The organism is Flavobacterium sp. UBA4854 (assembly GCF_002399805.1).
Lineage (GTDB): Bacteria > Bacteroidota > Bacteroidia > Flavobacteriales > Flavobacteriaceae > Flavobacterium > Flavobacterium ginsengisoli.
In genome coordinates this window covers 1,019-14,297 of the sequence record NZ_DHEI01000055.1, presented here as the reverse complement: position 1 = coordinate 14,297, position 13,279 = coordinate 1,019, and the positions used below count along the sequence as shown (strand labels likewise).

Annotated in this window: 16 protein-coding genes; 8 read left to right on the top strand and 8 right to left on the bottom strand. The window is 32.2% G+C overall.

What is annotated here, in order from left to right:
• The 5 genes from B3J44_RS08305 to B3J44_RS08285 form a co-directional block, all read right to left on the bottom strand.
• Window positions 1–708: TIGR01777 family oxidoreductase (locus tag B3J44_RS08305; RefSeq protein WP_286967738.1), on the bottom strand; the 708-nt coding region annotated here is incomplete at its 3' end.
• A gap of 112 nt (window positions 709–820) precedes the next feature.
• Window positions 821–1,207, bottom strand: coding sequence for a hypothetical protein (locus B3J44_RS08300; RefSeq protein WP_066033505.1), 387 nt, complete (start codon window positions 1,205–1,207; stop codon window positions 821–823).
• Between the two features lie 12 nt (window positions 1,208–1,219).
• Window positions 1,220–1,573: a hypothetical protein gene (locus B3J44_RS08295; protein ID WP_198857814.1), complete on the bottom strand. Its 354-nt coding sequence runs from the start codon at window positions 1,571–1,573 to the stop codon at window positions 1,220–1,222.
• Window positions 1,574–1,592: 19 nt separating this feature from the next.
• The gene (locus tag B3J44_RS08290; protein WP_286967737.1) at window positions 1,593–2,330 is read right to left on the bottom strand and encodes a YqjF family protein; all 738 of its coding nucleotides are present in this window, start codon (window positions 2,328–2,330) and stop codon (window positions 1,593–1,595) included.
• Window positions 2,331–2,390: 60 nt separating this feature from the next.
• Window positions 2,391–2,894: a GbsR/MarR family transcriptional regulator gene (locus B3J44_RS08285; protein WP_286967739.1), complete on the bottom strand. Its 504-nt coding sequence runs from the start codon at window positions 2,892–2,894 to the stop codon at window positions 2,391–2,393.
• Window positions 2,895–3,223: 329 nt separating this feature from the next.
• On the opposite strand from B3J44_RS08285, the gene B3J44_RS08280 reads away from it, so the two are divergent.
• The 8 genes from B3J44_RS08280 (at window position 3,224) to B3J44_RS08245 (ending at window position 10,045) form a co-directional block, all read left to right on the top strand.
• Window positions 3,224–3,637 (top strand): DUF1842 domain-containing protein, encoded by a 414-nt coding sequence (locus tag B3J44_RS08280; protein ID WP_286967736.1) that lies wholly within the window; start codon window positions 3,224–3,226, stop codon window positions 3,635–3,637.
• 135 nt (window positions 3,638–3,772) lie between these two features.
• Window positions 3,773–5,260, top strand: coding sequence for a hypothetical protein (locus B3J44_RS08275; RefSeq protein WP_286967734.1), 1,488 nt, complete (start codon window positions 3,773–3,775; stop codon window positions 5,258–5,260).
• A gap of 198 nt (window positions 5,261–5,458) precedes the next feature.
• The gene (locus B3J44_RS08270; protein WP_286967732.1) at window positions 5,459–6,721 is read left to right on the top strand and encodes a cation:proton antiporter; all 1,263 of its coding nucleotides are present in this window, start codon (window positions 5,459–5,461) and stop codon (window positions 6,719–6,721) included.
• A gap of 246 nt (window positions 6,722–6,967) precedes the next feature.
• Complete coding sequence (locus B3J44_RS08265; protein WP_278020363.1) at window positions 6,968–7,099, top strand: hypothetical protein; 132 nt, start codon at window positions 6,968–6,970, stop codon at window positions 7,097–7,099.
• Window positions 7,100–7,140: 41 nt separating this feature from the next.
• A complete protein-coding gene (locus B3J44_RS08260) occupies window positions 7,141–7,788 on the top strand; it encodes a helix-turn-helix transcriptional regulator (RefSeq protein WP_286967730.1) in 648 nt (215 codons plus the stop codon).
• A 380-nt stretch (window positions 7,789–8,168) separates the two neighbouring features.
• The gene (locus tag B3J44_RS08255; RefSeq protein WP_177211997.1) at window positions 8,169–8,387 is read left to right on the top strand and encodes a hypothetical protein; all 219 of its coding nucleotides are present in this window, start codon (window positions 8,169–8,171) and stop codon (window positions 8,385–8,387) included.
• Between the two features lie 83 nt (window positions 8,388–8,470).
• On the top strand, window positions 8,471–9,214 hold the full coding sequence (locus tag B3J44_RS08250) for a hypothetical protein (protein WP_286967728.1): 744 nt from the start codon (window positions 8,471–8,473) through the stop codon (window positions 9,212–9,214).
• A gap of 108 nt (window positions 9,215–9,322) precedes the next feature.
• Window positions 9,323–10,045: a hypothetical protein gene (locus tag B3J44_RS08245; protein ID WP_286967726.1), complete on the top strand. Its 723-nt coding sequence runs from the start codon at window positions 9,323–9,325 to the stop codon at window positions 10,043–10,045.
• Between the two features lie 10 nt (window positions 10,046–10,055).
• Here B3J44_RS08245 and B3J44_RS08240 read toward each other — a convergent pair whose 3' ends face one another.
• The 3 genes from B3J44_RS08240 to B3J44_RS08230 all read right to left on the bottom strand — a co-directional run.
• The gene (locus B3J44_RS08240; protein ID WP_198857805.1) at window positions 10,056–10,715 is read right to left on the bottom strand and encodes a SanA/YdcF family protein; all 660 of its coding nucleotides are present in this window, start codon (window positions 10,713–10,715) and stop codon (window positions 10,056–10,058) included.
• Window positions 10,716–10,871: 156 nt separating this feature from the next.
• Complete coding sequence (locus B3J44_RS08235; RefSeq protein ID WP_286967723.1) at window positions 10,872–12,899, bottom strand: M3 family metallopeptidase; 2,028 nt, start codon at window positions 12,897–12,899, stop codon at window positions 10,872–10,874.
• A 122-nt stretch (window positions 12,900–13,021) separates the two neighbouring features.
• Window positions 13,022–13,279, bottom strand: a 258-nt coding sequence (locus B3J44_RS08230; protein WP_286967721.1) for an AIR carboxylase family protein, incomplete at its 5' end; no start/stop codon positions are given.

Here is a 13,279-nt window from a genome sequence, read left to right as displayed (position 1 = left end):
CATAAAATCAACATTTCGAATTGGAGTAGGAGAAACAATATTGATAACTCCAGTCATTTCTTTTTCAATAATAAAATCAACTGCGTTAGCAAAATCTTCTTCGTGAATCCAGCTTACAAACTGATTTCCATTTCCTTGTTTTCCTCCAAAACCCATTTTTGTCAAAGTCTTTAACGGAACAAAAGCACCGCCATTTTTACCTAAAACAATAGAAGTCCGTAAAGCAGTTTTCATTGTCTTTGGAGTTTCGGTTTTAAAGAATGCTTTTTCCCAAGAAAGCGCCACATTTATAGAAAAATCATTTCCGATTTCGCCATCGACTTCATCCATTTGTTTATCGAGAGAAAATCTGTAAATAGTTGCCGTAGATGAATTCAGCCAATGTTTCGGAGGATTTTTGCAATTCAAAACTGCTTTGTTTAAAATTTTCGTGCTTTCAATTCTAGACCAAAGAATTTCTTTTTTATTCTTTTTCGTATAACGGCAATCAACAGATTTTCCTGCGAGATTGATTAAAACGGTTACGTTTTCTAATTCCTTTTCCCAACCAGAAAAAGTTCTAGCATTCCAGTTTACATATTTAATTCCGTCAATTGTTTGTGACTTTCCTCGTGTGAGAATTACAATTTCGTCAAATTTATCTTTGAAATGATGAATTAAAACTTGTCCTAGAAAACCTGTTCCAGCTGCGATTATGAGTTTTTTCATTCGGTGTAAATTTTTGTTGCCACGAATTGCACGAATTTCCACTTATTTTTTTTCGAAAGTGTGTTTGAAAATATTAATTTGTGGAAATTCTTGCAATTAGTGGCAAACTATTTTAAGCTTTAAAAACTAATCTTTCTTCTCTCTGAGCTTCTTTAGCTTTTCTTTTTCCTCTAAAAAAGAAATACAAATTAAAGAACAACATGATACCAAGATAAATAGAAAATCCACCAATTTTATAACTCAGTCTTTCAATTAATTCCTGATAACTGTCTTGGTTTAATTGCAGTTCCAGAATCATTAATGCAAAACCAATATTTAAAAGATAGAATCCAGTTTCAAAAAGTTTGTTCGTTGCTTCAGCAATTTCTTCACGGCCTTTAAATATATCTAACATAAAGATTTTTCCATTTTTGAAAAGGGTTTTAGAAACATAATAAGTTAAAAATAAAGCGACTGGTAAATAAATTCCGTAACCAATTAAGATTTTTGTAGTTTCCATAATATTTGAATTTTAGTTGTTGTGAATTATTTTTTTAGCGTATTTGGTTATAATCAAAATGTTGAGGTAATGCAGTATTGAGATAATAAAAATTATGACAGCTGTTTTGATACAGAGTATTTCGACCAATTGAGACGAAGAAATAATTTTTTGCCAGGAAATTAAAGTCATTGCACAATAGCCAATGTTTAAAAGGTAATAGGCTAAAAGTAAAACCTGATTAATTTTTTGGCAAAGATCGGCGTGATTTGGAATTAGTTCTAAAACAAAAATATTCCCGTTTTTGTAGCAGATTTTCCCAACTTTTAGGATAATGAAAATGGTAATGCTGAGGTAAATAAAATACCCAATGATATTAAAATTCATGATTTCCCAATTTATGAGGTTAATACATCTCTTTCAGAACAGGAAGTATTTGCAATTTCCTTTTGTTCTTCACTGTAATTTTTGAACCTTGAGCTAAGAAAATAGAAGTTGGTTTTTGAGTTTGAAGAAATCTAAAATCACTTCCGTAATTTTTTTCGAAATCAATATGAATTCTATGATTTACAACTTCAAATTGTTCCCATCTCGGATGTGTCACTTCATATTCAAAAGTGGTTTCTTCATCGATTTTGGTATATCCGAAGTAATGTTCTGTAATGAATTCAGCTTCAGAATCAATCTCGATTTTACTTAAATCTTTTTTGGTCTCAATTTCAATTGTGTTCCATTCTTTGTCATTCTTCCATTGATAGATAAAAGTATTCGTGTTTTTATTTTCTATTATTTCATGTCTCATTTTCTGAGTTTCATAATGTTCTTGATACAAAGTATTGGCGATAAAAGTGATGGCTTTTTTAGGGACAATTTCTTTAATGAAAACAACACCGCGTTTCCATTCGCCGTTTTCAAAACGTTTTACATAAAATCTTAAATTCACTTCTTCAAAATCGATATGATACGGAACTTTCAATCCTAAAACTTTGGTGTTTTTAAACATAAATCCAACTAGACTGACATAACATTTGTTGTCCCAAATATCGATCTCAGTTCCTGCAGGAAGATATTTTTCTAAGATTTCAGCATCAGTTTCATAATTGACAAGTGCTAAGTTTTTCCATTCTGCTTTTAAGAAGTTCATATCAATTGTTTTTAAAGTTTTAAACTTTCAGAAAAAAATGAAAGTTTAGATTAAATTTTTTTACTTCATCATTTTCATGACCAATTTTCCTAGCCAGTTATCATTGAATTCAGTCATTTTGTCTAACATATTATCTGCTTTCAAAACAAAATCGTATAATTTGGCGGTTTGATCTACAAAGTGTTTTTCTTCTGCTGAATCTTTTGCTTCAATAGTCGAAACTTCTTTTAAGATTTTCAGCGTTGGTTTAATTTCTCTTTTACTTCTTTCTCTGGAAATTTTAACTGCTAATTCGTCTAAATCTTTTTCAGCTGTAAAGAATTCTTTTCTTTCTCCAGCTTTAAATTCTTTATAGACAATTCCCCAATCCATTAAACTTCTTAAATTCATGCTTGCGTTTCCGCGAGAAATTTGCAATTCTTCCATAATGTCTTCCATAGAAATAGGTTCGTTTGAAACCATCAATAAAGCGTGGATCTGTGCCATCGTTTTATTAATTCCCCATTGAGAACCTAATGCTCCCCAGGTTTGTACGAACTTATTTTTTGCTTCTTTGAATTCCATGAAACAAATGTATGTAAAAGTTTTTAAACTTTCAAAAATAATTGAAAGATATTTTAAATAGAGGAATATTCTTAAAATCAGGTATTTGTACTCATTTCTTTTTCTTACAATCTTCTTTACTTTGTTTACTGTAAGAAAAGCCTCTGTCTCATTTCCCATTTTAAGCCTACTATTCGAATCTGCACTTTTGATTTGATAAAATAAACCTAAGTACTTATCTGAAATGAATTCTGAGCTGTTTTTTTAACAAAAGTGTGGAGCAGAACCCACTATAAAAAACGAGGCGGATCCGAAAAGCCTTATGAGTAGGAAACCAAAAACAACAAATTATGTCAGAATTATTAGCAGGTGCTTATTTAGCAAAAGGCACAATCGGAAATGTAGGAACACCAGGTGCTCCAATTGCAGCATTTAGTTTAGTCGTTGTTCCATCGCAACATTCTGTTTCAGGGACAGTAGTAATTACACAAGCTGTTAAAGGAGCAGACAGCCACATTGTAGTTCAAGTAAAAGGAAAGATATTTTCTACTGGATTTGGCGAATTTACGCAGGTAGTGAGTTTACAAGGACAATACGTTCAATCTGTTCCACCTCCAGGGATTGGTTCTTTCTTGGCAGAATTTAATGCTCATTTAGCAATTGATAATGCTTGGAATGGTAAAGGCGGTTTCGGATATTGGAATCATGCTGTTGAAAATGTGCCAGTTGCAGCTGCAAAAGAATTAAAGTCTGAGTTGGTTTAAAAAAACAAAAAGTGAGTAACTCGGATGAATTAAATTTTCGTGTGTTATTTACAATTTGGATTTAGAGGGGCCGTCTGTAACAGACGGCTCTTTTACATTCAATTCCCTGAAAAAAAACTTAATCAAAAAAAACAAATGAAAAGAAAACAAGTTATAATCGGTTTAGTAGTTGTTGTTTTGATAGCAGCTGTTACACTCTTTTTTCTAAATAAGGAAAAAATAATAAACAAATACGATTCATCTTCTGGATATGCTAATGCATCGGCACCTTCGGCACCATGCGAATGTGAGTCTAGCTGGTTTCCTCATGAGCAGACTCCAGCTCCAGCAGAAGGAGATGGAAGTCCGTTTGATAGCAAGACGACTACAAACTGTGATTTTCATCAATGGTCATGGCAAAAGTTTTTGTGGGTAACAAAACCTTTGCCAAGCGGAAATCCTTTCTTTTTAGATTCTTTGACTTTGGTCAGTCCTCAAATGGAAGATGTAGCACCACAGTTAGGTATAAAATTAGCCCTGAGTTCCATTAATCAGGCTGGTTCCCGTGGCGTTTTGCGGTCTAATCCAAAATTTAACAATGCTGCAGATACTGTTTATTATTCAATTCACGTTAACAATCTGCTAAAAGACAAGGCTGTTACGACTGCTGCGTTGATCAACAGCGGAAAATTACCAGTTTCGAATTCAGAAACATTTCCTGTTGGGGCATTAGAATTAAAAGTTTCCTGGATTAACATAGATGCAATTGCAAAAGAGCAGCAAAAAAAATATTTTACAACAAAAGCTGCTGTTTTAAACAGTAAAGGGAAATATGTTGCAAGAACTGTGGCATTATTAGGTATGCACGTGGTGGGTATTGTAAAAAATCATCCTGAATTTATCTGGGCTACTTTTGAGCATAAAGATATGGCGCCTGTCTACGATAAGAAAAACAATTCTGTAACAGCCGCAAATGAAATGTTGTTTTATGAAAAAGGAACAAGTACTGGTATAAATGGGATTAAATGGCAAAAAAGTACAGCCTCGCCGATTACTCCAAATAAGGCATTTATTCTTTATGAATATGGTATTCCAAAAGATTTAGGCACGGGTTCATTTATGGCAACAAGTCAGACAGAACCAGTTAACTTTAACAATATAGATAATATTAATAAGTGCGTCGCTTCTAATCTGAAAGATGTTTTTAATAATTATTTTTATAATGGTTCTATTTGGTTAGATTTTGATGGATTTTCTTCTCAAGATCAAATCAAAGCAATTGTTACTAGAGATATTTCAAGTGCACTTCCAGATTCATTAGCAAGAGGTTCAGTCAATTTGGCAAATATTACAATGGAAACCTATACGCAGACTTTCCAAAATGATATACACCAAATTAATAATACAAATTTAATTAGTTGTTTTTATTGCCATCAATCTGAAAACTTTGACGACAAAAGACCAGGTAAATCTCCATTATTCTTAAGTCATTTATTTGGAGATTATTTACTATTTACCAAACCTACAGTCTCACTTACTGGTAAAAATGCCACTAATTCTGCTAGCTCAAGAGCAAAACGTATAGAAGAAATAGAGGCTTTGAAAGTTAAACAGTTAGAGAAATTTATTAAAGAGAAAAAGTAAAAAAATAATTTTCATATTAAAGACTAAATTATACTATTTCGATTTTATAAAGCCAAAGTAGATTTAATTCTACTTTGGCTTTTGTTTATTTATAGTAATGGTTGGAAGTTATTTAACGAATAATAAAGTTATGTTAATTCAACGCAAGAAATTTTTGATTAAATAATGGTACAGCTATTTTTGTAAAAATCACAATTTATGGAATTATACTACACATTTTCAGTACTAATTGTACTGGCATCTTTCTTCGCCTATTTGAATTTAAGATTTTTAAAACTTCCTGGAACCATCGGAATTATGATTATTGCCATGTTGGTTTCGGTTGGGATTCGTCTTTTGGGAGATTCTTATTTTCCTGCAACTACTAAACATTTTTTCGATCTGATAAAAGAATTCGACTTCAACGAAATCCTAATGGGAGCCATGTTGAATTTTCTTTTATTCGCTGGAGCATTGCACGTAAATATGGCTGATCTGAAAGAACAAAAAGTGCCTATTATGATTTATTCTACGGTAAGTGTTGTTTTATCGGCTTTGATAATTTCGATGCTTCTTTTTTATATCGCACCACTTTTAGGAATAAAAATACCTTATATATTTTGTTTAGTTTTTGGAACTCTAATTTCTCCAACTGATCCAATTGTGGTCTTAGGAGTTTTAAAAGAAGCAAAAGTTCCAAAAAGAATAGAAACTAAAATTGTTGGTGAGTCATTGTTTAATGATGGAGTAGCAGTAGTAATGTTTGCTGTTGTTCTAAAAATGGCAACCGATCCAACATTTGATGCGACTTTTAGCTCAATCTCTTTGTTATTTATAGAAGAAGGAATCGGCGGACTTTTATTAGGAGCGGTTTTCGGATTTACAGCTTCAAGAGTCATGAAAAAAGTTGATGATTATAAAGTTTCGGTCTTAATCACGCTCTCTATAGTAACGGGCGGATTTTTAGTTGCCCAAGCATTACACGTTTCTAGTCCGCTAGCGATGGTTGTTGCCGGATTGATTATTGGAAATTATGGTAAAAAAGTGGCTATGAGCGAAGTCACTAAAGACTACTTAGGAAAGTTTTGGGAGCTAATAGATGAAATCTTAAATGCTGTTTTGTTCCTTTTTATCGGATTTGAATTACTATTGCTTCCAGATTTGAATAAACAACTATTAACAGGTTTTGTAGCTATTTTTATTGTACTGTTTTCAAGATTAACTTCGATTGTTTTACCTTGGAAATTCTTCGATATCTTTAAGTTCTTCGGAATTAAATCGGCTTACAATAAAGGTTCGTTGATGGTTTTGGTTTGGGGAGGAATTCGCGGTGGAGTTTCTATTGCGTTAGTTCTTTCGATGCCAGAAAGCGAATATAAAAACTTGTTGCTTGAGGTAACTTATATTGTTGTTTTATTCTCAATTGTTGTTCAAGGATTAACTGTTGGAAAGTTGGCAAAAAGAGTTTTAGAGAAAGAGTAAAATTAAGTTATAAAAATAAAGAGACCTACAAAGAATATTCTTTGTAGGTCTTTTTTGTTTCTCTATTATTTAGTTTTGTCTAATTTGACAGTTTTAGATTACTTTTTGTGATTGTTTGCAATACTTTTATGTGTAAATTCGCATGTGTTATTTTTTTTTTGAAAGATATAAGATACATTTTTTGTTTGCGCTTTTTTAAGCAAATAAAGAATTAACCACTAAATATTATCCAAAAACAAATTAATCATGAAAGAATTCGAAAGAAAGAAAAGTGCATTTGATTTAAGTAATTATTTTTTAAATGAGCCTTTTTTAAGCCAAGTGCATGTTATAATACAAGAAAAAAAACAGATGCATCTTTTGGCGTTTACCAATTAGCACATCAATTAAAAATTAGCAAATCTCAGCTTAACCGTAAGATGAAAAAAGAAATGAGTTTCTCGCCTAAGAAACTCATTTTGCATTATAAAATGGATTTAGCAAAGCATATTCTGTGTCAAAACAGATATTCTATAGAAGAAACAGCATTTTATTGTGGTTTTAGTGGAGTAACTCATTTTAGCCGTAAGTTCAAGCAGGAATTTGGGATTTCTCCATTGGCATACCGTAAAAACGGACTTATAATTGTTTTTAATCCTCATGATTGGAAAATTCCCCTTAACGATGAATGTTTTAATAAACTAATTCAATTAAAGGATGAAAATAAATGGTTTGCAAAATTGCTAATTACTATTATTGATAATCTTGATAATGAAGCATTTTCTATAGAAATGCTATCAGACAAACTTTTTATGAGTTCATCAAATCTCAATCGGAAAGTGAAATCCTTATTTGAGTTCTCGCCAGTTCGCCTCCTTCGCGATATACGTCTTCAATACGCTACCGAATTAATAGTGCTACAAAACAAATCAATAACTGAAGCCGCTTTTCTTGCTGGTTTTTTTGATGTTGCCCATTTATCTCGTGTCTTCAAGAAAAATTTTAATTGCAGTCCCAGTAAATATGAAAGCAGAACTACTTTATTCCCCTTCATTAATTTATTAAAAAAGGAATATGAATCAAATTGATAATAAGTAGCTGATTTTGTACAAGTTAAATGAGTTGTTGACTTGTAATTTTGACTTATTAGAATTCAGGATTTGTACAAATTGAATCTAAGAAGCTTGTTGACTTATTCTGCAGATAAGAACGATAGGAGTCCAAATTCAAATAAAAAAAGATAACAGAAATACCTGGTATGCAATATATCCAAATAAGTTACAAGAGACACATTACTGTTACATCAAAATTTTGTTTGAGTTTAAGATTTTTTTTCAGTGCTACAAATTTGCTTTAAAAGGTTATAAATAGACGTATTGAAATCCTAATAAAGTAGATATGAAAAATGTTATCGGCAAAGAAAAAATCCGATAGCCTAAATTAAAATTAGTAATCAAATAAGAAAATTATGAGCAAATTACATTTTTACAGAAATAGTGTCAAAGACGCTGACGGAGACGGAACTTTAGATAAAGAAGGTTTTTCTGCCGTTCTATCATGGGGAGAAGTTAAATCAGGATATACCTATGAAGTTAGAAGTGGAACAAGAGTTAGTGGAGATAGCTATCCGTGTACTACTGGAGCTACGAAAGATGGTACTGCAAAGTTTGGAAAGAAAAGTGCTTAATGCATTTTAGCGGAGCAATACCCATTTTAAAAAATGAACTGTTTGCATTCAGGAAATAATGCAGGGCGGAACCCGAAAAGCCCATGAGTAGGGACATACAAACAAATATGAAAATTATGGCAACTTTTACCACAACAATTAATATTAGTCCGGCTGATGTAAAAATTTTAAAAGATCAGGGATATTCTTTATACGGATTTAAATCGGTAGCGGCTACTGGTGATGGTTCTCCTACTGTTTGGTTTAATCTACCAACAGAAAAATTATTAGGGAAAACAAAAATTACTTGGGAAGAAGAGTTTCAAGCATACAATTCGACCACTACAATTGCGCCTAAAACTAAAATTGAAGCAAGTAACACAATTGCAACTGATTTAGGACAATTAGTAACTATAGAAAAAGGTTCTGGAAATATTGAATCTAGTACAGACGGATATGATGGTGCTGTATCTTTTCTTAATAAAGATACACAGCAATTTACAGTTGGAATTAATCAATTGGTAAATGGCAAATCAAATATTTTATGTGCTTTTCCAATTTTAGGAGCTGGATCTTCAAGAGTGATAACGCCAATTACTAAAATTGCATTGATTTTTTCTACAGAGCAAATTGTAACTGCAACGGTAATTACTAAAGCAATGTCGGCTGGAGCTTTTATTAATCTTACAGGAGTAACTTCACGCGAAACTAATTATTCGATAGACTCAGGCTGGGATGCTGGCGGAGGAACGTGGTTAAAAAGTTTCGATGCTTTTACAGATTTAAAAAAACTGTTAATTGAAAACACAAGTAGAGATGAAAAAGCTCTAAGTGATAAAAACAAATAATTTGCATTGATAAGTTTTATTACTCTTCATCATTATTTGATGAAGAGTAATTTTTATATCTAGTATACAGGATTCGAAAAATTTTGTTTCAACATTAAAAAAAAGCTGATGAAATATTCATTAATAACTACGTTTTCTCAAGATACGGTAGAAATATTAAACCAAGGAAATTATACTTTATGTTGCTTTCTTGCCAGTAAAACCGAAAACCCTTCGTTATTTGTGCCTTTATGCTGGAGTATCACTAAAGATTTTTTGCAATCTGTTTTGATTGAATGGGAAGATACTCTTTGCAGTTATTTATCGACAAGTGAAATTAAAGAAAATAGCGTTATATACATACCTCAATTGGGACCACAGAAAGGAAGCGCCACAGGTAGAAGTTCTGTATCAGGTTCAAGTTATCAAATCGAATTAAGACAACGCATGCTTATTGAAAATTCAGGTAAGGTTTCTGTTGATTCCTTAAATACTTTGGATAATGTATTAATCCAAAATAACTCAAATAATAGATATTCAACAGGAATTTCGATTTACAATAATAGTGAAGAGAAGTATTATGGAAATTGTACTTTTAACTCCTATTACGGACAGAATATTAAAATTGCACCTGTTAATAAAGCATTTTTAATGTTTACTAATAATAACATTGAAAACAATACGGTTGTTTCAATTGCCGAAAACCCCGGAATAATGATTGATTTGACTGCAAGTATAGATAATTCCAGAACCGTATCTTATGATATGAATAGTGGCTGGAGTTCAAATGGACAAACTTGGGCAAAAAAATACCCAAGCGGTACAAATTTAAAAACTTTGCTACTTTCTTGATTTTAGTATTTTATCGCTTATCTTCTTTAGAGTAATTTGATTCTCCATTAATATTAATTTCTCCGCCTAGAAAATGAGGTTCGCGATTTCGTAAAACATCAAAAAAGGATTTACAAATAGAAAGAGATTCTCTAAAACGAACATAATTATATCCAAGATATTCTCCATTATTAGCAGAATATCCAGAAGATTTAATGCCTAGTTTTTGTCCAATATAAATGGCACGGTTTAAATGATATTCCTGTGAAATTAAAGTTGCTTTTTTAATCTTAAAAATATGTTTAGCTCGATACATTGTTGAATACGTATCAAATCCCGCGTAATCAATAAAGATTTTTGTGGTGTCAACGCCATGATTGTAACAGTAATTTTTCATTACCGTCAATTCATCATACTCATCACGGCCATTATCTCCAGAAAGTAGAATTTTGTTGATACGTTTTGCTTTCCAAAGCATAATTCCGGCATCAAGTCGGTCCTTTAAATACTTGCTTGGCTGATTCCCGTTAATTCCTGCGCCAAAAATAATTCCGACATCGTTTTTCGGAAACTTTTTTACTGAATAATAAATATGGTTCTTGGTCGAAGATTTCACATAATAATTAATAGAAACAATCGCGACCAATCCTATAATGGCAAGATAAAGGGCTATTTTAAAATATTTTTTCAAAATGTATTTTGTAAGATTAAGATTTAAAAAGGCTAAGATAGTTAAAGTAAAACCAAATAAAAAACCGAAGCATTTCTACTTCGGTTTTAAAATTTAATTCTCTAGGAAACTTAGCAACTTAATCCCGATAGCTATCGGGATAGTATCTTAGAAACTCTATAATAATCCTGCTCTTTTCAATAAAGCTTCTGGCTTAGGTTCTTGACCTCTAAAGCGTTTGTATAAAATCATCGGATGTTCTGTTCCTCCTTTAGAAAGTACATTGTCTTTGAATTTTTTAGCGATTTCTTCATTGAAAATTCCATTTTCATGGAAATATTCAAAAGCATCTGCATCTAGAACTTCAGCCCATTTGTAACTGTAATATCCAGAAGAATATCCACCTTGAAAAATATGTGAAAAAGCGGTACTCATCGCATTTTCTTTTACATCTGGATATAATTGCGTGTTAGCAAATTGTTCTGTTTCGAAAGTTTTAAGATCTGTAATGTTTGTTGGATCTTGTCCGTGCCAAGCCATGTCTAATAATCCAAAACTTAATTGGCGTAACGTTGCTAAACCTTCTTGGAAACTCGCACTTTCTTTGATTTTCTGAACGTACTCAATCGGAATAATTTCTCCCGTTTCATAATGATTTGCGAATAAAGCCAAAGCTTCTGGTTCGTAACACCAGTTTTCCATAATTTGACTAGGCAATTCTACGAAATCCCAGTAAACAGAAGTTCCCGATAAACTTGGATAAACCGTGTCAGCCAACATTCCGTGTAATCCGTGACCAAATTCATGAAATAAAGTTGTTACTTCATTAAAAGTCAATAACGAAGGTTTTGTTTCTGTTGGTTTTGTAAAATTACAAACGTTCGAAATGTGTGGTCTTTCGTTTACGCCGTCTTTTACATATTGCGATTTGAATGAAGTCATCCAAGCGCCGTTTCTTTTTCCTTTTCTTGGAAAGAAATCAGCATAGAAAATGGAAACTAAATTGTCGTTTGCATCTTTTACTTCATAAGTGGTAACTTCTTCGTGGTATTTATCAATGTCAAAAACCTCAGTAAAAGTTAAGCCGTATAATTTTTTGGCAACTGTAAATGCGCCGTCTAAAACTTTTTCTAATTGGAAATATGGTTTCAGTTTTTCATCATCTAAATTAAAAAGCTGTTGTTTTAATTTTTCAGAATAATAAGCACCATCCCATTTTTCTAATTGCTCGATTCCGTCCAATTCTTTCGCGAAAGCAGTTAATTCAGCGAATTCTTTTTGAGCTGCTGGTTTTGCTTTTGCTAATAAATCATTTAAGAAAGAGAAAACTTTTTCTGGGCTTTCGGCCATTCTTTCTTCTAGAACAAAATGTGCGTGCGTTTTGTAACCTAATAAATTAGCTCTTTCATGACGAAGTTTGGCAATTTTCAGAACGTTTTCTTCATTGTTGAATTCGTTTTTCTGAAAACCTTTTGCACCAAAAGCAATTGCCATTTTTTTGCGCAGTTCGCGATTGTCAGCATAAGTCAAAAACGGAACATAACTTGGATAATCTAAAGTGAAAATCCAGCCTTCTTTTTCCTGATTTTTTGCTAATAATCTTGCTGCTTCGATTGTTCCTTCTGGCAAACCAGATAAATCTTTCTCATCGGTTAAATGCAATTCGAAGTTGTTGGTTTCTGCCAAAACATTTTCGCCAAATTGTAAACTCAATTTTGATAATTCTTTGTCAATTTCTCTTAATTGATTTTTCTTGTCTTCTGGCAAGTTGGCTCCGTTTCTCGAAAAGCTTTTGTATTTTTTATCTAATAAAGTTGTTTGTTCGGGATTCAGGTTCAAACTTTCTTTTTGATCGTAAACCGTTTTTACTCTTGCAAATAATTCAGCATTTAAACGAATGTCATTTCCAAATTCTGAAAGTAAAGGAGAAACTTCCTGCGCAATTTTTTGCATTTCGTCATTCGTTTCAGCCGAATTCAAATTGAAGAAAATACTAGAAAGACGATCTAAAACGTCACCAGAAAAATCCATTGCGACAATTGTATTTTCAAAAGTCGGTACATCTGGATTATTTACAATCGCATCAATTTCGGCTTTAGCCAAAGCAATTCCTTCGTTGAAAGCAGGAACATAATCTTCGATTTTAATTTGCGAAAAAGGTGCTGTGTTATGTTTTGTATTGAAATATTGGGTTAAGATACTCATATTGCAGTTTTTTATCCTGCAAGGTTTTCAAAATCTTGTAGGTGTTTTTAGAAGTATTTTATTTTGATTATGATAATCAGACCTACAAGGTTTTGAAAACCTTGCAGGAATTTATGGGAGAATTATTTCTTCAAACCTTCAGCCGCTTTATTAACTGTAGCTTTCAATTCTTCTTTATAAGAAATAATCGTATCTAAAACTTTTTTATCGTGGCTTCCGATGATTTGTGCTGCTAAAATTCCAGCATTTTTTGCTCCGTTTAAAGCTACAGTTGCAACAGGAACTCCGCCCGGCATTTGTAGAATTGATAAAACAGAATCCCATCCATCAATTGAATTGCTTGATTTTACAGGGACTCCAATTACAGGAAGCGGAGACAT